This window comes from Candidatus Methylomirabilota bacterium (genome assembly GCA_035315345.1).
Lineage (GTDB): Bacteria > Methylomirabilota > Methylomirabilia > Rokubacteriales > CSP1-6 > CAMLFJ01.
The window spans coordinates 1-22904 of the sequence record DATFYA010000012.1 but is presented as its reverse complement, the minus strand read 5'-3'; the positions used below and the strand labels follow the sequence as shown (position 1 = coordinate 22904).

Sequence of the window (22904 nt, the reverse complement as noted above, 5' to 3'; positions counted from 1 at the left end):
CGAGGACCCCGTCCCTGCCGCTGTCTCGTAGCGCGTTTGGCCGGTATCATGTCGGGCCATGCAGGTCGATCTGATCTTCGAGGGCGGCACCCTGCTGACCATGGACCCGGCGCGGCCGCGCGCCACCGCGCTGGCCGTGCACGGCGGCCGCATCGTCGCGGTGGGCGAGGGCGATGAGCTGCGGCGGCACCTGACCGCGGCGCGCGTCGTGAGCCTGCAGGGCCGCACGGTCGTGCCCGGCTTTCACGACGCGCACAATCACATGCCGAGCTTCGGGATGGGGCTGGCCGACATCCCGCTGGGGTCGCCGCCGGCGGGCAGTGTGGAGGACATCCTGCGTCTCGTGAAGGCGCGTGCGGCGACCGAGCCGCCGGGCGCGTGGGTCATCGGCAGCGGCTACGATCAGAACAAGCTCGCCGAGCGCCGTCACCCGACGGCGGCGGAGCTGGACGCGGTCGCGCCCGATCATCGCGTGTGGCTCCGGCACAACTCCGGTCACATGTGCGTGGTCGGCGGAAGAGTGCTCGACGCCATCGGTATCGACCGCGTCCCCGTGCCCGAGGGCGGCGTGGTCGAGCGCGACGCCGCCGGCCGCGCCACCGGGCTCCTGCAGGAGCAGGCGCAGGCACTCGTGCGCGCGCTCGTCTATCCCTACCCGCTCGCGGAGCTGGTGGACGCGATCGGCCGGGCCAGCGATCACTATCTCCGCGAGGGCCTGACGAGCGTCCAGGAGGCGGGGGTCGGCGGCGGGCTCGTCGCGCGGAGCCCGGTCGAGCTGGCCGCGTGGCAGGAGGCGCGCCGGCAGCGACGGCTCGGCGTCCGCGCCACGCTGATGGTCGCGGCGGAGGCCCTCCACGACCTGCCCCACGCGGCGGCGGACGGCGACGGCTTCGGCCTCGACCTCGGCATGCGCACCGGATGGGGCGACGACTGGCTCCGCATCGGGGCGATGAAGATCTTCTCCGACGGCTCGCTGATCGGCCGCACCGCCGCGATGTGCTGCGACTTCGAGGACGAGGCGGGGAACCGCGGCTTCTTCCAGATGGACGTGGAGCGACTGCGCCGGATCATCACGCGCGCGCACCGGGCCGGGTGGCAAGTGGCGACCCACGCCATCGGCGATCGCGCCGTCACCACGGTGCTGGACATCTACGAGGATGCGCTGGCCGCCCACCCTCGCGCAGACCATCGCCATCGCATCGAGCACTGCGGAGTCTGCCGGCCGGACGACGTGTCGCGTCTCGCTCGCCTCGGCGTCATCCCGGTGCCCCAGGGCCGCTTCATCAACGAGATCGGCGACGGGATGCTCGACGCGCTCGGCCCCGCACGCTCGGCGTGGTGCTACCGACAGCGGAGCTTTCTGGACGCCGGCGTGCTGGCGCCCGGCAGCTCGGATCGCCCGGTGGTGCAGGGCGCGCCGCTCCTCGGCATCCACGCCATGGTCACCCAGCGCACGGCGAGCGGCCGGCCGTTCAACCCGGCGGAGGCGCTCGCCCCCGAGGAGGCCATCCGCTGCTATACGCTGCACTCCGCGCGGGCCGCCTTCCGCGAGGCGGACCTGGGATCGCTGGAGCCTGGGAAGCTGGCCGACTTCGCAGTGCTGTCGGCCGATCCTACCCGGATCGACCCGGAGGCCATCGCGGGCGTCGAGGTGCTGGCGACGGTGATCGGCGGCCGCGCCGCGTTCGATCGCCTGCCGCTCGTGTAACGATCGCCCACCCCATCCTTGCTCACCTGGGGTTGCGCCGGGCACGACAGCTCCGGCCCGGCCCCAGCCGCGCGCCTTGACGCCGCCGCACCCGGTTGGCAGTATCGCGCTCGTGTCCGCTCTCCTCGTGCCCGCGCGCCGTCGCTGATCGCCCGTGCCCTCGAGCGCGCGCGGCCAGGGCGTCCTGGCGCTGATCATCGTAATCCTGGCCTGGGGACTCACCTGGCCGGTGAACAAGGTCGTGCTGGCCACGCTGTCGCCGCTCTGGGCCGTCACCCTGCGCTCGCTCATCGCCACCGTCGCGCTCTTCGCGCTGACCGCGTGGCGCGGGCGCATCGCGTGGCCGCCGCGCGGGGACTGGCCGGTGCTGCTGAGCATCACGCTGCTGCACATGGTCGGCTTCAACCTGCTCGCGAGCTGGGGGCTCGGGCTCGTCCCGACCGGTCGCACGGTGGTGCTCGCCTACACCACCCCGCTCTGGGTCACCCCGGGCGCCGCTCTGCTACTGGGCGAGCCGCTCACGCCTCGGCGCACCCTCGGCGTGCTCGTCGGCCTCGCGGGGCTGGTGACGTTGTTCAACCCGCTGGCCCTCGACTGGGGCGATCGCGCGGTCGTGCTCGGCCACCTGGCCGTCCTGCTCGCGGCGCTGCTCTGGGCCGGGAGCATCCTGCACATTCGCGCCCACCGCTGGCGCTCCACCCCGTTCGCCCTGATCCCATGGGAAACCCTGCTATCGACGCTGCTGCTGGCTCCGATCGCGCTCTGGACTCAGCCGGCGCCGGCCATCGACTGGCGGCCGTCGTTCGTCGCGCTGCTGCTCTATCTCGGCATCGTGGGCACCGCGGTGGCCTACTGGGCGGTGGCCACCGCGAGCCGGCTCCTGCCCGCGGTCACCACCTCGCTGGCGCTGCTGGCCACGCCGGTGGTGAGCGTGATCACCGCCGCCCTCTGGCTCGGCGAGCCGGTCTCGCTCTCGCTGGTGGTCGCAATCGTGCTGGTACTGGGTGGCGTGGCGATCGGAGCCACCGACCGGGCCGGCAACGAGCGGGCCGCCGCTTGACAGGTCCGGCGCGCGGCCCCAATCTCTCGGCCATGGCCGAGGATTATCGGGCCGTCGACTCGCCGCCGGCGCTCTCCAAGCGCGAGCTGCTGGAGGCGCTGCGTGGAAGCCGCGACGAGGTCGTGGCGCTGGTGCGGTCGCTGCCCGCCGAGCGCTTCGAGGAGGGCCGCTACGAAAACGGCTGGACGGGACGCCAGATCCTCGCCCACATCGCGTCGATCGAGTGGAGCTACCCGCGACTCATCGACATCGCCCGCACCCCGCCGGCGCCGGCCGACGCGGCGCCGCCCACCCGCCCGATGAAGGGCGGCAACGACGCCTACAACGAGCGGCAGGTCGCCAAGCGCGCGCACCTGACCGTCGACGAATTGCTCGACGAGTTCGAGACGAATCGCGCCGCCACCATCGCGGCGGTGGAGGCGGCGGACGAGGCGCTCTTCGCGCGCCCCATCCGCTCCGCGGGCGGAGTGGAGGGCCCGCTCGCGAGCGTGTTCTACATGATCGCGGTGGCCCACGCCCTGGGCCACGCGCGCGACATCGCGGGAGACGGGAGATCGCATGGCTGAGACGACCGCGCGGGGGCCGCTCGATGGCGTGAAGGTGCTCGACCTGACCGAGCACATGGCGGGGCCCTTCTGCACCATGATCCTGGCCGACATGGGAGCCGAGGTGATCAAGCTGGAGCGCCCGGGCGCGGGCGACTCCTCGCGCGGCATGGGCGACGGCAGCGAGCGCAACCCGTACTTCCGCTACATCAACCGCAACAAGAAGAGCCTCACCCTCGACTACAAGGGCGCGCGCGGCCGCGAGATCTTCCTCCAGCTGATCGCCCGGACCGACGTGCTCGTGGAGAACTACCGCCCGACGGTGATGGACCGCGCCGGGCTCGGCTGGGAGACGCTCCGCGCCGCCAATCCGCGGCTCATCTACGCGCAACTCTCCGGCTTCGGCTCCGACGGGCCCTATCGCGAGAAGGGCGGCTTCGATCTCATCGCCCAGGGCATGGGGGGCATCATGCACGTCACCGGCGAGCCCGACGGGCCGCCCACCTCGGTGGGCCTGCCGATCTGCGATCTGGGCACCGGCATGTGGGGCGCCCAGGGCGTGCTGGCCGCGCTCTACGAGCGCGAGCGGACCGGACGGGGCCAGAAGATCGAGTGCTCGCTGCTGGAGACCGCGGTCGGCTTCTCGTCGTGGACCAGCGCGGGCTGGCTCGCCGACCGCGTCGAGCCGGTGCGCATGGGCTCGCGCCACCGGCAGAACGCGCCCTACCAGCGCTTCGAGACCCAGGACGGCTACATGATGATCGGCGCGGCCGGCCAGTCCATCTGGGAGCGCTGCGCCCGCGCTCTCGGCCATCCGGAGTGGCTCGAGGACCCGCGCTTCGCCAAGGCGGTCGAGCGGCGCAAGCACCGCTTCGCGCTGGAGAAGGAGATCACCGCGGTGCTGGCCACCGCGCCCACCGCGCACTGGATCACGGTGCTCGACGAGGCGGGGGTGCCGTGCGGGCCGGTGTACAGCTACGAGCAGCTCTTCGCCGACCCGCAGGTGGTGCACCGCGAGATGGTCGTCCACGCCGACGACGCCGAGCTGGGCCGGGTGCCGCACATCCGCACGCCCATCCGCATGTCGGCCGCCCCGGTGGCGGTGCGCCGGGTCGCGCCGCGACTGGGCGAGCACAACGCGGAGATCCTCGGCGGGCTCGGGTACGACGCCGCGGCGATCGCCGAGCTGCGGCGCGACCGCGTGATCTGAGCCGGCGCGGCCGGCGGCCTGCCTGCGCATGATCTTCCTGATCCGCCACGGTGAGACGCTCGGCAACGCCTCGCGCACCGTCCAGCTGCCCGACAACCCGCTGTCCCCGCGCGGCATCGCCCAGGCCGAGCGGCTGGCCAAGCGCCTCGAGCGCGAAGGCGTCGCCTCCATCCTCTCGAGCGACCTCGCCCGCGCGGTCGAGACCGCGCAGCACCTGGCTCGCGTCACCGGCCTGGCGATCGAGCGCCACGCGCTCCTGCAGGAGCGCAACTTCGGCGACCTGCGCGGGGCGCCCTACGCCGAGCTCGGCCTCGACATGTTCGCGCCGGGCTACGCGCCGCCCAACGGCGAGACGTGGGAGGTGTTCCACGAGCGGGTGGACCGCGCCTGGGCCCTGATGTGCGCCCGCGCCGCGGCCGCCGACGGGCATCTCGCGGTCGTCACCCACGGACTGGTCTGCCGCTCGCTGGCCGGCCGCCACCTGGTCCTGCCCGACGGGCACGTGGTGCCCGAGCGCTGGGAGAACACCGCGGTCACGATCCTGGACGGCCCGGACGGGACGGCCCGCTCGTGGCGCGTGCGGCTGCTGAACTGCATCGCCCATCTCGACGACCTCGCGGCACAGCCGCTCGTCGATTCCGGCGCGGCCTGATGCGCACCGTCAACCCGACCCCGCGGCTCCCCGGAGGATGGCCCATGATCGGACGCGCCCGCCTGTCCTTGTCCCTCGTCGCCGCCCTCGCCGCCGCCCTCGCCGCCGCGCTGCTGCTGGCGCCGGTGACGGGCAGCGCCCAGTCGAAGCCGCTGCGCCCGTACACGCTGATCCTCGACTTCGTCCCCACCGGCGAGTACGTGCCGCACTACACCGCGCTGGAGAAAGGCTTCTATCGAGACGAGGGTCTCGACGTGAAGATCCTCCGCGGCCAGGGCTCCGGCGATACCGTCAAGCGCATCGCGGCGGGTCAGGGCGAGGTCGGCATCGCCGACATCTCGGCCCTCATGGCGGCGCGCGCCAACACCGACGTCAAGGTCAAGGCCATCGCGCTCTGGTACCGGCGGCCGCCGCACGGCATCTTCGTGCGCGGCGATTCGCCGATCAAGAGCGCGAAGGAGCTCGAGGGCAAGAAGCTCGCGATCTCCCCCGGCAACAGCCACCAGATCCTGTGGCCCGTGTTCGAGAAGCTGTCCGGGCTCAAGCCCAACTCGGTGACGTGGGTCACGATGGACGCCGCGTCGATGCCGCCCGCGCTCATCCGCGGGGCCACCGACGCGGTGCCGTTCTTCGTGGTGCACGAGGCGCGCATCCGCAAGGTCGCCCAGCAGCAGAACGCCGACGTCCGCGTGCTCGCGGCGTGGGCCGATCTGGGCTTCGACGTGGCCTCCACCTCGCTGGTGGCCCGCGAGGACACCATCGCCAAGGACCCCGACGGCCTGAAGGCCTTCCTGCGCGCCACCTTCAAGGGCGCCGACTACGCCTTCCGCGACAAGCACTGGGACGAGGGCGTCGGCTACGTGCTCAAGCACCACCCCGAGGTGGACCGCGACGGCGCCATCGGCGCCGCGCAGGTCGGGGCGCGCTTCGTGTACGCGAGCGAGGTCACCGGCGGCAAGATGGCGGTCGGCCAGTTCGACCCCGCCCAGCTCGAGAAGACCCGCGACCTCTACACCCAGTACCTCGAGCTCAAGCGCAAGGTCTCGCTCGAGGAGGTCTACACCAACGATCTGCTGCCCGAGAAGAAGTAGGGCGCAGAGGACGGAGGCCGCCATGGCCATGCTCATCCGTGGAGGGCAGATCCTGGCCGGCACGCCGGCCACCCTGAGCCGCGCCGACGTGCTGATCGAGGGGGACCGCATCGCGGCGGTGGGGCCGGGACTCGCCGTCCCCGCCGGCGCCCAGCTCGTCGACGCCTCGGGCTCCATCGTGCTGCCGGGGATGGGCAACGCCCACACTCATGCGGCGAGCCATCTCTCGCGCGGGCGGGCCGGCAACTGGACGCTCGAGGACCTGCTCACGCACTCGGCGGCAAACTATGGATTCAGAACGCCAGAGGACGAATACCTCTCAGCGGCCATCGGCGCGATCGAGATGCTCAAGACCGGCTGTACCTCGGCGTACGACCTCTACATGGCGGTGCCCGCGATCACCGATGAGGCCTTCGAGGCGGTCGTGCGCGCCTACACCGACGTGGGCGTGCGCGTGGTCCTGGCCCCGGCGGTGGCCGACGTGACGTTCTACCAGACCGTCCCGGGCCTGGCCGATCTGCTGCCGGCCGATCTGCGGAAGACCGTGGAGGAGATGAAGCCGGCGCCGACCAAGGGCCTGCTGGAGCTCACCGAGCGTATCATCCGCCGCTGGCACGGCGGCGCCGACGGCCGCGTGCGGATGGGCGTGGCGCCCACCATCCCGAACCAGGCCACCGACGAGTTTCTCGACGGCTGCGCCGCCCTCGTGCGGGAGTACGGCGTCTCCATCCACACCCACCTGGCGGAGTCCAAGGTGCAGACGGTCGAGAGCCATCGCCGGTGGGGCAAGAGCATCGTGGCCCGCCTGGCCGACCACGGCCTCCTCGGGCCGGGCTTCGTGGGCGCGCATTCCATCTGGCTCACCGACGACGACGTGCGGATGCTGGCCGACGCCGGGGCGGCGGTGGCCCACAACCCCGGCTCCAACCTGCGGCTCGGCGCCGGCATCGCCCCGGTGCGCGAGATGCTCGACCGGGGTGTCACGGTCGGCCTCGGCACCGACGGCTCGACCTGCGCGGACAACCAGAATCTCTTCGAGGCCCTCCGCATCGCCTCGGTGATCAGCACGGTGCGCTTCCCGCACCAGACCGAGCGCTGGCTCGACGCCGACACGGTCTGGGGCCTGGCCACCTCCGGCACCGCCCGGGTGCTGGGGCAGGCCGAGGACCTCGGCGCGATCGCCCCGCGGCGGAAGGCCGACCTGGTGCTGCTGCGGGCCGACTCCGTGTTCATGCGCCCGCTGGCCGATCCGGTCAAGGCGCTGGTCTACGCGGAGACCGGCGCGGCGGTGGACACGGTGCTGGTGGACGGCCGCGTGGTGGTCGACGCCGGCCGCGTGACCACGGTGGACGAGTCCGCGATCCGCCAGCGCGCGCAGGCGGCGGCCGACCGACAGCGCGGACAGAGCGCGCAGGCCTGGGCGCTGGCCCAGCGCCTCGCTCCCTACGTGGCCGCGGCGTGCCGCGGCGCCGTCGCCACCGCGCTGCCGATCAACCGCTTCGCGGCCGATCCGCCCTCGGCGTGATCCGGCTGGAGGGCGTCGAGAAGACGTACCGGACGCGGCGGGGCGATCTCGTCCACGCGCTGGCCGAGACCTCGCTGGCGGTCGGCGCCAACGAGTTCGTCACGCTCGTGGGCCCGAGCGGCTGCGGCAAGAGCACGCTGCTCAAGCTGGTCGCCGGGCTGGTGCCGCCGACACTCGGCCGGATCCACGTGCGGGACCAGCCGGTCGAGGAGCCCTTTCCCGACGTGGGCTTCGTCTTCCAGCAGCCGGTGCTGCTGCCCTGGCGCACCGTCATGGACAACGTGCTGTTCTCCATCGAGATGCTCGGGCTGGAGCCGCGCCAGTACCGCAAGCCGGCGGGCGACCTGCTGGAGCTCACCGGCCTGGCCGGGTTCGAGACCAAGTACCCGCGGGAGCTGTCCGGCGGCATGCAGCAGCGCGTGGCCATCTGCCGCGCGCTCCTGCCCGATCCGAGCCTGCTGCTGATGGACGAGCCGTTCGGGGCGCTGGACGCGATGACCCGCGAGGAGATGAGCCTCGAGCTGCTGCGCATCTGGGAAGAGCGGCGCAAGACCATCCTGTTCGTGACGCACTCCATCCCGGAGGCGATCCTCCTGGCCGACCGCGTGGTGGTGATGTCGTCGCGCCCCGGGCGCATCGCGCGCGTCATCACGGTGGACCTGCCGCGGCCGCGCACCATGGACCTGGAGTTCGACCCGCGCTTCAAGGCCCACAGCGAGGAGGTGCGCGGCCTCATCTTCTCGCGCCGGAAGGAGCGCACGTGAGCACGCTGCGTCGGCTGGCCGGCGAGACCCTGGTGCCCGCGGCCACCCTGATCGCCGCGGTGGTCGCCTGGGAAGTGGCCACGCGCGCCTTCCGCGTGCCGCGCTTCATCATGCCCGCGCCGTCGGCGATCCTGGGCGAGGGCTGGGACTGGCGCTACCGCTTCATCGAGCACACGTGGGTGACGCTCTACGAGACGCTCGGCGGCTTCGCGCTCTCGATGGCGGTGGGGGTCCCGCTGGCGGTGCTGATCGTCTACTCCCCGACCCTGCGGCTGGCTCTCTACCCGCTGATCATCCTGGCCCAATCGGTGCCGAAGATCGCGATCGCGCCGGTGCTGCTGCTGATCCTGGGCTTCGGCGAGTTCCCCAAGATGGTGGTGGCCTTCCTGGTCGCCTTCTTCCCGGTGGTCGTGGACACCGCCACCGGGCTGGCGGCCACGCCGCCCGAGCTGCTGGATCTCAGCCGCTCCTACCGCGCGAGCCGCTTCAAGACGTTTCTCAAGGTGCGCCTGCCGCTGGCCCTGCCCTTCATCTTCGCGGGCGCCAAGGTGGCGATCACCTTGTCGGTGATCGGCGCGGTGGTGGGCGAGTTCGTGGGCTCCGACAAGGGCCTGGGCTACGTGATCCTCTCCGCGACGTCGTACTGGAAGACCGAGCTGGCCTTCAGCGCCATGATCATCCTGTCGCTGATGGCCATCGTGCTCTTCGCCGCGGTCAGCCTGGTCGAGCGATGGCTGTGCCCGTGGCTCAATCCGGAAGCGGGGGGCTGAGGAGCCAGTCGAGGATCCGCGAGTTCTCGTCGCGCGGATACGTGTGCGAGAGATCCTCGATCTCGCGGTAGACCACGCGCGCCCCCGCCGCCTGCAGCGCGTCGCGGCCCATCCGCGCGATCTGGACCGGGAACATCCAGTCGAGCGCGCCGTGGACGAGGTAGATCGGCCGCCCCCGCGCGGCCGCGATGCCGCCGCGGGCCAGCAGCATCGGGTGCAGCGCCCCGCACGCCGGCGCCAGGTGGGTGAACGGCATGCCGTCGGCGAGCCCGGCCATGAGCGCGTAGGTGGCCCCGTCGGACATGCCGGTGAGCAGCACGCGGCTGCGGTCCACCAGGTACGTCGTCGCGATCTCGTCCACCGCGATGGCCAGCCGCGCCGCGTCGACGTCCTCGCCGCCCATGATGGACCACGTGCGGTCCTGGGCCGTCGGCGACAGCAGCAGCGCGCCGCGCGTCCGGGCTTCGCGCAGCCACGCCCAGAGGAAGTCGCGGCCGTGACCGCTGCCGCCGTGCAGCGCCACGATCAGCGGCGGCGAGGCGGCCGCCTCCCACGTCTCCGGCACGTAGAGCGAGAAGCCGCCGCGAGTGCCGCGATCGTTGCGGGCGTGCAGCACCCCGACGCGCGCGCCGTCCTCGCGCAGCGCAGCCTCGCGCAGGCGGGCCACCAGCAGATCGTCGGCGCGCCGGGCCGGCTCGAGGAACCAGCGGCTCACCGGGTCCAGCACCGGGCTCAGCGGGTACAGCGCCTCCTGCAGCGGCGCGAAGCGGCGGAGGGCGCGGTACAGCTCGATCGGCTCGCCGGTCTCGGCCGCTTTCGCGAAGGCGTCGATCAGGTCGAGCGCCTGCCGGCTGACCAGCACGAGCCGCTCGCGGAGGAGCCGCAGGTCCTCCGGCCACTCCGCGGCCTCCAGGGCCTGCAGCGGCCCGGCCAGCGTGGCCGCGTGCGGGGTGAGCCGCTCCGCGAGCGCGGGCGCGCTCGGCGGGAAGAGAGCGCGCTGCACCCACTCGACGCGATCCAGCGCCCCGAGCAGGGCGGACAGCAGCGGGCCGACGGCCTCGGTGCCGCCGGCGGCCTCGGCCATGCGGCTACGCGCCGGCCCCGACGCGCCGGTCGTGGAAGTCGCGCAGCGCCCGCCCGCAGGCCGCCCCGTGCGAGCACGGCAGGCCGTGGCGGGCGTCGGCGAAGACCTGGAGCTCCGAGCCGGGGATCGCCGCGTGCATCTCCTCCATGACGGCCAGCGGCACGAACGGGCTCTGGCCCGGCGCCAGCAGGAGTGTCGGGACGCGAATGCGAGCCAGCTCGGGCGTGAGGTCGGTGCCCATCAGCACGTCGGCCAGGCCGAGCACGCAATCGGACGAGGACTCGGCCTGGGTGCGCTCGAACCAGCGCCACTTGGCCGGCGAGACACGCTCGCGATCCAGGCGCAGCGGCGTCATCATCTCGGCCCAGGCGGCCATGCCGCGCGCGCGGATGAACTCGCGCCACTCGGGCGCGCGCCGGATCGACCCGCCGCGATGCGAGGCGTTCGACGCGGTCACGCTCAGCAGCGCGTCCGGCCGCCGGCTCGCGAGCAGCAGGCCCACCGTGCCCCCCAGCGACTCGCCCACGAAGTGGAAGCGCTCGCGGCCGGCCGCGCGCGCCACCGCCAGGACGTCGGCGGCGAGGGCGTCGAGGGACCAGGCGTGGCTCGGGTCGGGCACGGTGGAGCGGCCGAAACCGAGCGTGTCGAAGCGCGCGATGCGATAGCGGTCCACGAGGGCGGGCAGCCAGTCCGCCCAGATGTCGGCGGTCGCGCCGATGCCGTGGTGAAACACGATGAGCGGAGCGTCGCCCGACCACGGCGCGGCCGCGTCGATGATCTCGACGTGCAGGGCGCCACTGGGACGGTCGAGCCGGCCGGTCATGCGGTCGAGCCTACCTCAGGCGGGGGTGGGCGGGCCAGGCATACGGCCCGCCCACGAGCAGCGGGGTGCTACTTGCACTTCTCCGTCTCGACGGCCTCCACGCGTCGTACCGCCGGGGCCCGTCTCGACACGGACTCCCCGATGCGACGATAGGTGTCCCAGCGCTGGCGGGTCTCGTTCTGCTCCCGGCTCAGCGCGGGCTTGCCCGCTCCGATCGGCCCGATCCACACCGCGGCCTCCCGGTAGCGCGTCGGCACCTCCAGCTTGTACTGCGCCGTCTTGCTCACGCCCTTGTCGTCCGTGTAGCGATACTGGGCCTCGGCCCGGCCCGCGAGCAGCATGGCCCCGGCCACCAGCCCCACCGCAATCAAGAATCGCATCCGCATGCCCTCCTTTCGGGGGTCAGGTCTTGCATTACGACATCGCACTGCGGCAAATGTCGTAATGCAAGACCTGACCCCATCTTAGCGTGGCGGGGATTTAGTGGCGGGAGGTGCTGATCGGGTGCGTGCAGTACAATGCGGGGCGACATGACCAGCGCGTTGCCGCTCGAGGGCCTGCGCGTGCTCGAGCTGGGGCACATCATCGCGGGGCCGTCGGCCGGGCTGCTGCTGGCCGATCTGGGCGCCGACGTGATCAAGGTGGAGCGGCCGGGCGAGGGCGATCAGTCGCGCACGATGCCCGCGGGCACCTCGGCGAACTTCCATTTCCTGAACCGCAACAAGCGCTCGATCGCCCTCGACCTGAAGGGCTCGGCGGAGGGCCGCGCGCTGTTCCTCCGGCTGGCCGCCGCCTCCGACATCGTGATCGACAACTTCGCGTACGGCGCCGTCGAGGGCCTGGGCCTGGGCTACGAGGTGCTGGCCCGCACCAACCCCGGCATCATCTATCTGGCGCTGAAGGGCTTCCTCCCCGGCCCGTACGAGGCGCGCCCGTTCCTCGACGAGCTGGCCCAGATGTCGGCCGGGCTGGCCTTCATGACCGGGCCCCGCGGCCAGCCCCTCCGCGCGGGCGCGTCCATCGTGGACGTCGGCGCGGCGGCCTACGGCGTCATCGCGGTGCTCGCCGCGCTCCAGCAGCGCGCGCACACCGGCCGCGGCCAGCAGATCACCTCGGGCCTCTTCGAGACCACCGTGTTCTGGGTGGCGCAGTGGCTCGCTCAGCACGCGGCGACCGGCGAGCCGTCGGCGCCCATGCCGGAGATCCGCCAGGGCACGCGCATGGGCTGGGGCGTCTACCAGCTCTTCACCGCCTCCGACGGCGAGCAGGTCTTCATCGGCATCACCTCGAACGGCCACTGGGAGCGCTTCTGCAAGGCGTTCGCGCTGCACGATCTCCTCGGCGACGAGCGGCTCGCCGACAACGCCCGGCGGGTGGCCGCGCGCGACTGGCTGCCCGAGCGCATCCAGCAGGAGATGGCCCGCCACACCGGCGTCGAGATCTCCGAGCGGCTCGAGCGCGCGAAGGTGCCGTTCGCGCCGCTGCGGCGGCCCGACCAGCTGGTGGACGATCCGCATCTCAACGCCTCTGGCCAGTTCGTCGCCACGCCGCTGCCCGGGCACGGCACCGCCAAGCTGCCCAAGCTGCCGGTGCGCAGCAGCGCGTTCGACATGGCGCTTCGCCGCCCCGCGCCGCGGCTGGGCGAGCACACCCGCGAGATCCTGGAAGAGCTGGGCATCTCCACCGACGAGATCGACGCCCTGGCGTCACGGAGGGTCATCGGATGAGCGACATGCCGGCACGCGTGACGATCAAGGAAGTGGGCCCCCGGGAGGGCTTCCAGTTCGAGAAGGGCCCGATCACCCTCGAGCAGAAGATCGGCCTGGTCGACGCCCTGTCCGGTACCGGCCTCCGCACCATCGAGTTCACGTCGTTCGTGAGCCCGAAGTGGGTGCCCCAGATGGCCGACGCCGAGCAGATGGTGGCCGGCATCACGCGCGCCCCCGGCGTGGCCTACGAGGCGATCTGGCTCAACGAGGCGGGCCTGGCACGGGCCGCCGCGCTGCGCGAGTCCCTCGCCCTGCGTCCGATGTTCGGCGTCGCGGCGAGCGACGAGTTCATGCGCAAGAACACCAACCGCACGGTGGACGAGAAGATCGCCGAGCTGCCCGGCTGGGCCGCGCGCTACCAGGCCCTGGGCATGGACTGGATCGACGCGAGCGTGATGGCCGCCTTCGGCTGCAACTACGAGGGCGACGTGCCGACGGAGCGCGTGCTCTCGGTGCTGGAGACGGTCGAGTCACGCGCGGCGGAGGCCGGGTCGCGCCTGGGCGGGATCGGGCTGGCCGACACGATGGGCTGGGCCAACCCGCGGCAGATCAAGCGGCTGGTCGGCGCGGTGCGCGACCGGTGGCCCGCGGTGCCGGTGAAGCTCCATCTGCACGACACGCGCGCGCTGGCCATCGCCAACGTGGTGGCCGCGCTGGAGATGGGCGTCGATCGCTTCGACAGCGCGGTGGCCGGCATGGGCGGCTGCCCGTTCGCGGCCCACAAGGGCGCCGCCGGCAACGTCACCACCGAGGATCTGGTCTTCCTCTGCCAGGAGCTGGGCGTGGAGACCGGCATCGATCTCGACGCGATGATCGCGGCCGGACGGCTCGCCGAGCAGGTCGTGGGCCATCCCCTGCCCGGCAAGCTCAAGTCCGGCGGCAACCTCGACACCTACCGCGCCCGCGCCCGCGCGGCCGCCCGCGCCTAGCGCGAGGCGGGACCCCGCCCGATGGCCCGCCGCGTCGTCGTCATCAGCATCGACGGCTTCGCGGCGTTCTACTGGCGCGACCCGCACGCGCGCATGCCGCACCTGCGCCGCCTGGCCGAGCGGGGCGCGGTCGCCGACTCGATGGAGGCGGTGTTCCCAACCACCACCTGGCCGACCCACGTGAGCCTGGTCACCGGCGTGAGCCCGAGCCGGCACGGCGTGGTCGCCAACCATATCCTCAACCGGACGACGCGCGTCGCCGAGGATCTGACCGGCGACCCGATCTACGACGCGCCCGCGCTGCTGCGCGCGCCGACGGTCTACGACGTCGCCCACCGCGCCGGGCTGCGCACCGCGGCCATCGACTGGCCGGCCACCCGCCACGCGCCCACGCTGGACTTCAACCTGCCCTTCTTCAAGGACCAGCGCGTGTTCGAGACCCAGACCGCGCGGGCGGTGTGGGACGAGCTGACCGCCCTGGGCTACCCGATGCACCGCCAGGGCGAGTGGGCGCTCCTGCCCCAGCGCCTCTACAAGGACGAGATGGTGGGCAGCGTCGCGGCCCACGTGACCCGCCGCCACGCCCCGGACCTGCTGCTGATGCACTTCCTCTGCGTCGACAGCCTCCAGCACCTGCACGGCCCGCGCAGCCCCGAGGCCTACTGGGCGATCGAGTACGTGGACGGGCTCATCGGCCGCTTCCTCGAGAGCCTCGGCGACCCGCGGCTCTACGAGACCACCGCGTTCATCGTGTCCGACCACGGCTTCCTGCCCTCGCGCCGGGAGATCCGGCCCAACGTGCGCCTCCGCAAGCTGGGCGCGCAGCGCGAGGCGTGCTTCGTGATGAACCACGGAGCGGGCGCGCTCTACCGGCTGGACGCCGACGCCTCCGCGGTCGAGCAGCTGGCGCGGGAGATCGCGCGCCTCGAGGGCGTGAGCGGGATGTGGCCCGCCGCCGAGTACGGCGGCCTCGGGCTGCCCAGCCCCGCCGATCACCACCACGTGGCCGACGTGATGTTCGAGGCCGCGCCGGGCTACGCCTACGGCGACACCGCCGACGGCGACGACGAGCACGGCCCGCCGAAGTATCTGGGCACCCACGGGCAGCGCCCGGGCCACGCCGACAACGCCGCCTTCTTCCTGGCCGCCGGCGCCGACATCCGCCGCGGCGTGTCGCTCGGCGCCATCCGCAGCCGCGACGTGGCGCCGACCGTCGCGGCCACGATCGGGCTGCGCATGGACGGCGTCGAGGGCGCGATCCTCGACCGCGCCCTCGCCTAGCAACGCCCGCGCCCGTCGCGCGCGCCTACGCGCGCTCGACCGCGAACTGCTGGTCTCCCGCAAGCCTGACGATTTCCCGTGAGCACCGGGGCGGAGGGAAGTGCTAGGCTCAGCATCCATGGCACAGACCAAACGCACTGCCCGCAACCGCAAGGCCGCGAAGAAGCCCGCTCGAGCCCCCGCAAAGCGCAAGACGCCGGCCGCCCCCCCGCCGGAAGCCGCCGCGCGGGAGACGCTGACCGCGGTACCCATCGCCACACCGGAGCGCGGCTTCGCCGGCCGTGTCCGCGCTCCCGCCGCGCCGCCGCCGCTGCCGTCCACGCGGCGCGCGATCTTCGTCGACGTCGAGAACTCGAGCCGCGCCGACCACATCAGCCGCGTCCTCGACCATCTCGCGATCGACCGCCGCGACCGGCGGGTCGAGCTGATCGCGGTCGGCAACTGGCGCGTGATCGGCGCGGACAGCGCGCGCCTGCTCGCCCGCCGCGGCGCCCACCTCGTGCACAGCGCGCCCTCCACCGGCGTGCGCGACTGGAGCGACCTGCGCATCGCGGTGAGCGCGGGCGTCTGGCTCGGCAGCGCGCGGCCCGGCGATCTCGTCGAGATCATCTCCGACGACCGCGCCTTCGACGCGGTGGGCGACGTGGCCGCGGTGCTGGGCGTCGAGTACCGACGCCTCTCCTACCGCGGCCTCACCGGCCAGGCGGCCAGCGAGGAGGCGCCGGCCGAGGCGCCGGCCCCCCGCGAGGCGCGCGGCCGCCGCGGCGGCCGCGGACGGCGCCGCGGCCGGGGTCGCGCCCCGCACGGACGCGACCACGCCGGCCCGCGGCCGACGCCCCCGGCGCCGGCGAAGCCGGCGGCGGAGCCAGCCCGCGCCCCGGCCGCGGACGCGGGGGCGCAGACCGCCCCGCACGATGCGCTGGTGGACGTGGTGCGCGAGCTGGCCGACGACGCGCCCAACGGCGCGGTGCTGATCGACACGCTGGCCCGCGCGCTCAAGGAGCGCGGATTCAGCCGGCCGCCCGGCTCGCCGCGCCTGATCACGCGCCTGCGACGCATCCGCGAGCTGGTGGTGAGCCGCACCGGCATGATCACGCTGGCCGACGCCGCCGGTTCGCCCGTCCGCGACGACACCGTCGAGGACTCCGAGCCGACCTCCGACGCGGTGGCGGAGGCCGAGGAGGTCACCGAGGTGGACGACGTGAACGGCAATGTCGCGCCGGTCGAGGTCGGCGTGGGCAATGGCGCGAGCGCGCCGGGCGGACCGCGTCGAGGCCGACGCCGGCGGAGGCGGCGCCGCCGCGGTGGCGGGGGCGGCGGCGGGGGGGAGTCGGCGCCGTCCGCCTGAGCGCTTGATCTTCGGCCGGGCCGGGGGTAGCGTCGGGGCGCCCGGAGAAGCTTGCGGTCGCAACCGCCCACCAGCAAGGAGGCGCTGAACATGGCTGACTTCAAGAGCCTCGAGTCGAGCGTCAACCAGGCCGTTCAAACCAAGAAGATCCCCGGCGTCGTGGTCGCCGCGGCCACCACGACCGGCCCGCTGTACGAGGCCGCCTTCGGCCACCGCGAGATCGGCAAGCCCGCGCCGATGACCACCGACACCGTGGTGTGGATCGCCTCGATGACCAAGGCGATCACCGCGGCGGCGGCCATGCAGCAGGTGGAGCGCGGCAAGCTCTCCCTCGAGCGGCCCGCCGGAGAGGTCGTGCCGGCGCTGGGCGACGCCAAGGTGCTGGAGGGCTTCGACGCCGCGGGCAAGCCGCGCCTGCGCGCGCCCAAGCGGCCGATCACGCTGCGCCACCTCCTCACCCACACCGCCGGCTTCAGCTACGAGATCTGGAGCCCGTCGATCGTCAAGTTCCAGGAGGTCACCGGCACGCCGGGCATCACCTCCTGCACCAACGCCGCGCTCGGCACCCCGCTGCTCTTCGATCCGGGCGACCGCTGGGACTACGGCATCAACATCGACTGGGCGGGCAAGATGGTCGAAGCCGCGAGCGGGCAGCGCCTGGACCGCTACCTGCAGGACAACATCATCGGCCCGCTCGGCATGACGGACACCGCCTTCAAGCTGGCCGCCTCCCAGAAGACGCGCCTGTCCGCGATGCACCAGCGCAATCCGGACGGCTCGCTGACCGCCATCGAGTTCGGCCTGCCCGAGGAGCCCGAGTTCCACATGGGCGGCGGCGGGCTCTACGGGACCGCGGGCGACTATCTCAAGTTCTGCCGGATGATCCTGGGCGGCGGCACCCTGAACGGCGCGCAGGTGCTCCAGAAGGCCACGGTCGACACCATGGCCCAGAGCCACATCGGGCCGCTCGAGATCGAGGTGCTGAAGACCGCGATGCCGCCGCTGTCGAACGACGTGGAGTGGTTCCCCGGCATGAGCAAGAAGTGGGGGCTCAGCTTCCTGATCAACACCCGGGACGTGCCCTCGGGGCGCGCGGGCAACTCCCTGGCCTGGGCCGGCCTCGGCAACACCTACTTCTGGATCGACCGCACCCGCGGCGTGTCCGGCGTGTTCCTCTCCCAGCTGCTGCCGTTCTACGACGAGACCGCGCTCGACCTCTTCGCGGGGTTCGAGGCCGCGGTCTACCGCAACGTCTGATCGGCCGCGAGGGGAGACTCGCTCGTCATGGACAACATCCAGGCCGTGATCCAGAACGCGATCCCGATCCTCACCTACTTCGTCCTCAAGGTGATCGGCGCCTTCATCCTCTGGATCATCGGCCGGCGGCTGATCGACTTCGGCACGCGGCTCCTGGTGCGCAGCCTGAAGTTCCCGTTCGACCAGACGGTGGCGTCCTACATCGGCACCGCGGTGAAGGTGCTGCTGAACATCGTGCTGATCGTCGCCATCCTGGGGTTCTTCGGCATCGAGACCACCAGCTTCGCGGCGCTCCTGGCCGGGGTCGGCCTGGCCATCGGCGCGGCGTGGAGCGGTCTGCTCGCGAACCTCGCGTCCGGCATCTTCCTGCTGATCCTGCGCCCGTTCAAGGTGGGTGACCTCATCGGCGCCGCCGGCATCGTGGGCACCGTCGAGGAGATCGGCCTGTTCGTGACCGTCGTGAACACGCTGGACAACGTTCGCACCTACGTGGGCAACAACAAGCTCTTCTCCGAGACCATCCAGAACTTCTCGGCCAACCCCTATCGCCGGGTCGACCTCGTGGCTCAATTGCACAACGTGGTGGACCACGCGGCGGCCATCCGGCTGCTGCGCGACCGCCTCGCCCGGATCCCGGACGTGAAGGCCGACCCCAAGCCGGACGTGGAGATCCTCTCGTTCAACCCGCTCGGTCCGGCCCTGGCCGTCCGCCCCTACTGCGACAACGCGCACTACTGGCAGGTGTACTTCGACACCAATCGCGTGATCCGCGAGACGTTCGGGGAGGCCGGCTTCCCGGCCCCGGAGCAGAACGTCTTCGTGCGAACCGGCTCCTGACGGAGAGGCCGCATTGCGTACCCGAATCATCCATCTCGTCAATCCCAAGACCGACTCGATCACCACGCGGCCGCTCTACCTGAACCGCGCGCTCTACTCGCCCCTCGCCGGCCTCCTCGCGGTGGCGGCCACGATCCCGACCGATCGCTACGAGGTGGTACTGACCGACGAGAACATCGAGACGGTGGACTTCGATCTCAAGGCGGACCTGGTCGGCATCTCCGCGATGACCGCCTACGTCAACCGCGGCTACGAGATCGCCGATCAATTCCGGGCGCGCGGCATCCCGGTGGTGATGGGCGGGGTGCACCCGAGCTTCATGCCCCAGGAGGCGCTCAAGCACGCCGACGCGGTGGTGATCGGCGAGGCCGAGCTGGTGATCCCCAAGCTGCTGGACGACCTCGAGCGGGGCGAGGTGCGCGGCGTCTACCGCGCGGACCGGCTCCACCCGATGGTGGGCGTGTCGATGCCCCGGTACGATCTGCTCAAGAAGCACCGCTACGTCAACCGCACCTTCGTGCAGACCTCGCGGGGCTGCCACCAGGGCTGCACCTTCTGCGCCGAGCCGCTGATGAACGGCCTCAAGTTCCGCTACCGGCCGGTCGACGAGGTGGTGCGCGAGATCGACAACTGCGGCTCTCGCATCATCTCGATCAACGACGCCGACTTCTTCGGCACCGCCGAGCGGCCCAAGGAGGTCATGCGCGCGCTCGTCGGCCGCGGGGTGCAGTGGCAGGCCGGCGTCACCTCCAAGCTGGCTCAGGACGACCGGATGCTCGAGCTGGCCGCCAAGAGCGGCTGCACCCTGCTCAGCATCGGCTTCGAGTCGATCACGCGCTCCACCCTCACCAGCGTGCACAAGCACGTGAACCGGCCCGAGACCTTCGCCTCGCTGGTCGAGAAGGTGCACGCCTACGGCATCATGGTCTTCGGGCTGTTCATGTTCGGCTTCGACGGCGACGACGCCTCCGTGTTCGAGACCACCGCCCGCTTCAACATCGACGCCGACTACGACGCCTGCGCGTACTCGGTCCTCACCCCGTACCCGGGCACGCTCACCTGGTACGAGCTGAAGAAGGCCGGCCGCATCGTCTCCTACGACTGGACCAGGTACGACCAGGCCAACGTGGTCTACCGGCCCGCCCGGATGACCGGCGACGAGCTGCGGCTCGGACAGACCGCGGCCTACGAGCGGTTCTACTCGGTGCCCTCCATCGCGAAGCGCTTCCCGGTGCTCGGGCGGCGCAAGCGCACCCAGTGGACGATCTACAACCTGTTCATGAAGAAAGGCGCCGCGACCGACGTGAAGGACGCGGTGGCCGAGCCGACGCGGGAGCCGGACGTGGTCCCGATGCCGCCCATCCTCCCCCTCAAGCGGGAGTGGCGGGAGGCGGTGCTGGAAGGAACCGCGGGCGCGCGCCAGTAGGCCGATCGGCTCGATGCCCTCCTCCGCGCTCTCCGGGCAGGCCCAGACCGTGCTCGGCCCCATCGCGGGTGAGGCGATGGGCATCACCCTGCCGCACGAGCATCTCCTCATCGACTTCGAGGTGATGTTCCGCGAGCCGGACAACGGGGCCGAGCGCGGGCTCGCCCGCCAGCCGGTGAGCCTGGCCAACCTGGGCTGGGTCCGCCACCACTTCAGCTCGAACCTCGACAACCTCCAGCTCCTCGACGAGCGGGTCGCCCGCGACGAGGCCCTGCTGTTCAAGCACGCGGGCGGGCAGACCTTCGTGGACCCGACCAACCGCGGGCTGGCCCGCGACCCGCTCGCCCTGGCCCGGATCGCGCGGGCCACCGGGCTCAACGTCATCATGGGCTCGGGCTACTACGTGGCCGCCGCGCACCCCGCGGACATGGACCGGCGGACGTCGGACGACATCGCGCGCGAGCTGGTGCGAGACCTCACGGTGGGCGTGGACGGCACCGGCGTGCGGGCCGGATTCATCGGCGAGATCGGCACCACGTGGCCGTGGACCGACAACGAGAAGAAGGTCGTGCGCGCGGCGGTGGCGGCCCAGCGCGAGACCGGCGCGGCGCTGATGATCCATCCCGGGCGCCACGAGCGCCTGCCGCTCCAGATCGTCGACTTCATCAGGAAGGAAGGCGCCGACCTCGGCCGCACCATCATGTGTCACATCGAGCGCACCATCGCCGACCCCGCGGTGCTGGCGGACCTGGCCGCCACCGGCGTCTACCTCGAATACGACCTCTTCGGGCTCGAGACGTCCTACTACCCGTACAATCCCACTTTCGACATGCCCAACGACGGCGAGCGGATGCGCCAGATCCTGGGCCTCATCGAGCGCGGCCATCTCGACCAGATCCTGATGTCGCACGACATCGCCTACAAGCACTGCCTGAGCCGGTGGGGCGGCTTCGGCTACCACCACCTGCTCGTCAACGTGATCCCGCGCCTGCGGGCCAAGGGCGCCGACGACAAGACCATCCAGACCCTGCTGATCGATAATCCCCGCCGCGCGTTCGCCTACGCCTGAGCGGCCGGAAGGAGGTCTCGAATGCCGAGAGTCGATCGCGTGGCCGCCCTGGTCGTCATCGCCCTGCTCGTTTGGGGATCGCCGATCGCCGGGCCCGCCGCGGCGCAGACGCCGGCGGGCGACGTCGCGGTCTCGTTCCACGTCACCCTGGCGCCCAGCTGGTTCGACCCCTCGACCGCGCCGCCCCAGATCACGCCATTCGGGGTGATGTACGCGATCCACGACGCGCTGGTCCGCCCGCTGCCCGGCCAGAAGATGGGCCCGAGCCTCGCCGAGTCGTGGACGGAGAGCCCCGACGGCCTGGTCTACGAGTTCCGCCTGCGCCGCGGGCTCAAGTTTCACAACGGCGACGCGCTCACCACCGACGACGTCAAGTGGAGCTTCGACCGCTACCAGGGCGCCGGGGCGCGGGAGTACCGCGCGCGCGTCCGCCAGGTCGAGGTCGTCGACGCCAGCGTCATCCGCTTCCATCTGAAAGAGCCGTGGCCGGACTTCATGACGTTCTACGGGACCACCGCCACCGCGGCCGGCATCGTGATGCCGCGGAAGTACTTCGAGCAGGTCGGGGCCGAGGCCTTCCGCCAGCGCCCGATCGGCGCCGGGCCCTACAAGTTCGTGAGCCAGCGCCCCGGGATCGACGTCACCCTCGAGGCGTTCCCCGGCTACTGGCGCCACCCGCCCCACATCAAGAAGCTGACCATGAAGAGCGTGCCCGACAGCACCACGCGGCTGGCCATGCTCAAGAGCGGCGAGACCGACTTCGCGTACTTCCTGGACGGCCCCGAGGCGGAGGCGGTCACCAAGGACTCGCGTCTGTCGCTGGTGGCCACGCGCCACGCCTCGATCTTCTGGATCGAGTTTCCCGACCAGTGGGACCCGAAATCGCCGTGGAGCGACCGGCGCCTGCGCCTGGCCGTCAACTACGCGCTCGACCGCAAGGGCACCAGCGAGTCCGCCTGCCTCGGCCACTGCCCGCCCGCCGGGGTCATCGTGCCGCGCGTGATGGACTTCGCCCTGCAGGTGCCCGCGCCGGCCTACGATCCCGCGAAGGCGAAGGCGCTGCTGGCCGAGGCCGGCTATCCGCGCGGTATCGACGCGGGTGACTTCACCGCGATTCCCGGCTTCTCCTCGGTGGGCGACGCCGCGCTCAACAACCTGAACGCGGCGGGCATCCGGGTGCGGATGCGTCCGATGGAGCGGGCCGCCTTCTACGCGGCCTGGCAGGAGAAGAAGCTGCGCGGGCTGTTCCTGGTCGCGGTGGGCAACTCCGGCAACGCGGCGAGTCGGGTGGAGGCCTTCATCTACTCGAAAGGCGCCTCGGCCTACGGCGGCTACCCGGATCTCGACGAATGGTTCCTGCAGCAGGCGCGCGAGCGCGACCCCGCCAAGCGCGAGGCGCTGCTCCATCGCATCCAGCGGGCCACCATCGACCGGGTGATGTTCGCCCCGCTCATGGACCTCCGCGGGCTCATCGCGGTGGGCCCGCGCGTGGCCGACCACACCATCAACTCGATCCCGATGTTCCCCTTCCCATCCCACGAGGACATGCGGCTCAAGCCCCAGTGAGCCCGCTCGCCGTCGCGGCCCGGCTCCTCTCGCTGCTGCTCTCGGTCGCGGCCGCACCCGGGCTCGCCTCGGCGCAGGGCCTGCCCACCGCGAAGCCGGAAGAGGTCGGCCTCTCCTCGCCGCGGCTGGCCCGGGCCACCGACGTCGTGAAGGGCGAGATCGCCAAGGGCCGCTACCCGGGCGCGGTCGC

22 protein-coding genes are annotated in these 22904 nt (G+C 72.1%); 19 read left to right on the top strand and 3 right to left on the bottom strand.

Going from position 1 to position 22904, the window contains the following annotated elements:
• Positions 1 to 58 precede the first annotated feature (58 nt).
• The 9 genes from VKN16_01845 to VKN16_01805 all read left to right on the top strand — a co-directional run bounded on the left by VKN16_01845 (position 59) and on the right by VKN16_01805 (position 9325).
• Positions 59 to 1708: an amidohydrolase gene (locus tag VKN16_01845; GenBank protein HME92944.1), complete on the top strand. Its 1650-nt coding sequence runs from the start codon at positions 59 to 61 to the stop codon at positions 1706 to 1708.
• Positions 1709 to 1862: 154 nt separating this feature from the next.
• The gene (locus VKN16_01840) at positions 1863 to 2768 is read left to right on the top strand and encodes a DMT family transporter (protein ID HME92943.1); all 906 of its coding nucleotides are present in this window, start codon (positions 1863 to 1865) and stop codon (positions 2766 to 2768) included.
• 32 nt (positions 2769 to 2800) lie between these two features.
• The gene (locus VKN16_01835; GenBank protein ID HME92942.1) at positions 2801 to 3334 is read left to right on the top strand and encodes a DinB family protein; all 534 of its coding nucleotides are present in this window, start codon (positions 2801 to 2803) and stop codon (positions 3332 to 3334) included.
• Complete coding sequence (locus tag VKN16_01830; GenBank protein ID HME92941.1) at positions 3327 to 4523, top strand: CoA transferase; 1197 nt, start codon at positions 3327 to 3329, stop codon at positions 4521 to 4523. Before VKN16_01835 ends, VKN16_01830 begins: the two co-directional genes overlap by 8 nt.
• A gap of 28 nt (positions 4524 to 4551) precedes the next feature.
• Positions 4552 to 5175, top strand: a complete 624-nt coding sequence (locus VKN16_01825) for a histidine phosphatase family protein (protein ID HME92940.1) — start codon at positions 4552 to 4554, stop codon at positions 5173 to 5175.
• Positions 5176 to 5219: 44 nt separating this feature from the next.
• Positions 5220 to 6266 (top strand): ABC transporter substrate-binding protein, encoded by a 1047-nt coding sequence (locus tag VKN16_01820; protein ID HME92939.1) that lies wholly within the window; start codon positions 5220 to 5222, stop codon positions 6264 to 6266.
• A gap of 22 nt (positions 6267 to 6288) precedes the next feature.
• Entirely contained in the window at positions 6289 to 7791 is a 1503-nt protein-coding gene (locus tag VKN16_01815; protein ID HME92938.1) for an amidohydrolase, read from the top strand.
• On the top strand, positions 7788 to 8555 hold the full coding sequence (locus tag VKN16_01810) for an ABC transporter ATP-binding protein (GenBank protein HME92937.1): 768 nt from the start codon (positions 7788 to 7790) through the stop codon (positions 8553 to 8555). Before VKN16_01815 ends, VKN16_01810 begins: the two co-directional genes overlap by 4 nt.
• Positions 8552 to 9325: an ABC transporter permease gene (locus VKN16_01805; protein ID HME92936.1), complete on the top strand. Its 774-nt coding sequence runs from the start codon at positions 8552 to 8554 to the stop codon at positions 9323 to 9325. The genes VKN16_01810 and VKN16_01805 overlap by 4 nt, the downstream gene beginning before the upstream one ends.
• On the opposite strand, the gene VKN16_01800 is transcribed toward VKN16_01805, so the two are convergent.
• The 3 genes from VKN16_01800 to VKN16_01790 all read right to left on the bottom strand — a co-directional run bounded on the left by VKN16_01800 (position 9303) and on the right by VKN16_01790 (position 11612).
• Positions 9303 to 10409, bottom strand: coding sequence for a phospholipase (locus VKN16_01800; protein ID HME92935.1), 1107 nt, complete (start codon positions 10407 to 10409; stop codon positions 9303 to 9305). The two genes, VKN16_01805 and VKN16_01800, sit on opposite strands and share 23 nt — an antisense overlap.
• Positions 10410 to 10413: 4 nt before the next feature.
• Complete coding sequence (locus VKN16_01795; GenBank protein HME92934.1) at positions 10414 to 11232, bottom strand: alpha/beta fold hydrolase; 819 nt, start codon at positions 11230 to 11232, stop codon at positions 10414 to 10416.
• Positions 11233 to 11300: 68 nt separating this feature from the next.
• Positions 11301 to 11612 (bottom strand): hypothetical protein, encoded by a 312-nt coding sequence (locus VKN16_01790; protein ID HME92933.1) that lies wholly within the window; start codon positions 11610 to 11612, stop codon positions 11301 to 11303.
• Positions 11613 to 11762: 150 nt separating this feature from the next.
• Here VKN16_01790 and VKN16_01785 point away from each other — a divergent pair, with 150 nt between their 5' ends.
• The 10 genes from VKN16_01785 to VKN16_01740 all read left to right on the top strand — a co-directional run.
• Positions 11763 to 12959, top strand: coding sequence for a CaiB/BaiF CoA-transferase family protein (locus VKN16_01785; GenBank protein HME92932.1), 1197 nt, complete (start codon positions 11763 to 11765; stop codon positions 12957 to 12959).
• A 5-nt stretch (positions 12960 to 12964) separates the two neighbouring features.
• Positions 12965 to 13930 carry a hydroxymethylglutaryl-CoA lyase gene (locus VKN16_01780; GenBank protein HME92931.1) on the top strand — a complete coding sequence of 322 codons (966 nt, stop codon included), beginning with the start codon at positions 12965 to 12967 and terminating at the stop codon, positions 13928 to 13930.
• A gap of 21 nt (positions 13931 to 13951) precedes the next feature.
• Positions 13952 to 15211 carry an ectonucleotide pyrophosphatase/phosphodiesterase gene (locus tag VKN16_01775; protein HME92930.1) on the top strand — a complete coding sequence of 420 codons (1260 nt, stop codon included), beginning with the start codon at positions 13952 to 13954 and terminating at the stop codon, positions 15209 to 15211.
• 118 nt (positions 15212 to 15329) lie between these two features.
• Complete coding sequence (locus VKN16_01770; protein ID HME92929.1) at positions 15330 to 16559, top strand: hypothetical protein; 1230 nt, start codon at positions 15330 to 15332, stop codon at positions 16557 to 16559.
• 90 nt (positions 16560 to 16649) lie between these two features.
• Entirely contained in the window at positions 16650 to 17816 is a 1167-nt protein-coding gene (locus tag VKN16_01765) for a serine hydrolase domain-containing protein (GenBank protein HME92928.1), read from the top strand.
• A 27-nt stretch (positions 17817 to 17843) separates the two neighbouring features.
• Positions 17844 to 18653, top strand: coding sequence for a mechanosensitive ion channel family protein (locus VKN16_01760; protein HME92927.1), 810 nt, complete (start codon positions 17844 to 17846; stop codon positions 18651 to 18653).
• Between the two features lie 13 nt (positions 18654 to 18666).
• Positions 18667 to 20079 carry a radical SAM protein gene (locus tag VKN16_01755; GenBank protein ID HME92926.1) on the top strand — a complete coding sequence of 471 codons (1413 nt, stop codon included), beginning with the start codon at positions 18667 to 18669 and terminating at the stop codon, positions 20077 to 20079.
• 13 nt (positions 20080 to 20092) lie between these two features.
• The gene (locus tag VKN16_01750) at positions 20093 to 21148 is read left to right on the top strand and encodes a hypothetical protein (GenBank protein ID HME92925.1); all 1056 of its coding nucleotides are present in this window, start codon (positions 20093 to 20095) and stop codon (positions 21146 to 21148) included.
• 21 nt (positions 21149 to 21169) lie between these two features.
• Positions 21170 to 22714: an ABC transporter substrate-binding protein gene (locus tag VKN16_01745; GenBank protein ID HME92924.1), complete on the top strand. Its 1545-nt coding sequence runs from the start codon at positions 21170 to 21172 to the stop codon at positions 22712 to 22714.
• On the top strand, positions 22711 to 22904 hold a 194-nt coding region (locus tag VKN16_01740; protein HME92923.1), incomplete at its 3' end, for a serine hydrolase. The genes VKN16_01745 and VKN16_01740, both read left to right, overlap by 4 nt.

Coding starts and splice junctions, on each gene's coding strand:
- VKN16_01830 (HME92941.1), top strand. CDS start 3,327: ATGGCTGAGACGACCGCGCGGGGGCCGCTCGATGGCGTGAAGGTGCTC.
- VKN16_01800 (HME92935.1), bottom strand. CDS start 10,409: ATGGCCGAGGCCGCCGGCGGCACCGAGGCCGTCGGCCCGCTGCTGTCC.
- VKN16_01835 (HME92942.1), top strand. CDS start 2,801: ATGGCCGAGGATTATCGGGCCGTCGACTCGCCGCCGGCGCTCTCCAAG.
- VKN16_01815 (HME92938.1), top strand. CDS start 6,289: ATGGCCATGCTCATCCGTGGAGGGCAGATCCTGGCCGGCACGCCGGCC.
- VKN16_01765 (HME92928.1), top strand. CDS start 16,650: ATGGCTGACTTCAAGAGCCTCGAGTCGAGCGTCAACCAGGCCGTTCAA.
- VKN16_01845 (HME92944.1), top strand. CDS start 59: ATGCAGGTCGATCTGATCTTCGAGGGCGGCACCCTGCTGACCATGGAC.
- VKN16_01820 (HME92939.1), top strand. CDS start 5,220: ATGATCGGACGCGCCCGCCTGTCCTTGTCCCTCGTCGCCGCCCTCGCC.
- VKN16_01745 (HME92924.1), top strand. CDS start 21,170: ATGCCGAGAGTCGATCGCGTGGCCGCCCTGGTCGTCATCGCCCTGCTC.
- VKN16_01780 (HME92931.1), top strand. CDS start 12,965: ATGCCGGCACGCGTGACGATCAAGGAAGTGGGCCCCCGGGAGGGCTTC.
- VKN16_01795 (HME92934.1), bottom strand. CDS start 11,232: ATGACCGGCCGGCTCGACCGTCCCAGTGGCGCCCTGCACGTCGAGATC.
- VKN16_01790 (HME92933.1), bottom strand. CDS start 11,612: ATGCGATTCTTGATTGCGGTGGGGCTGGTGGCCGGGGCCATGCTGCTC.
- VKN16_01760 (HME92927.1), top strand. CDS start 17,844: ATGGACAACATCCAGGCCGTGATCCAGAACGCGATCCCGATCCTCACC.
- VKN16_01770 (HME92929.1), top strand. CDS start 15,330: ATGGCACAGACCAAACGCACTGCCCGCAACCGCAAGGCCGCGAAGAAG.
- VKN16_01825 (HME92940.1), top strand. CDS start 4,552: ATGATCTTCCTGATCCGCCACGGTGAGACGCTCGGCAACGCCTCGCGC.
- VKN16_01775 (HME92930.1), top strand. CDS start 13,952: ATGGCCCGCCGCGTCGTCGTCATCAGCATCGACGGCTTCGCGGCGTTC.
- VKN16_01750 (HME92925.1), top strand. CDS start 20,093: ATGCCCTCCTCCGCGCTCTCCGGGCAGGCCCAGACCGTGCTCGGCCCC.
- VKN16_01785 (HME92932.1), top strand. CDS start 11,763: ATGACCAGCGCGTTGCCGCTCGAGGGCCTGCGCGTGCTCGAGCTGGGG.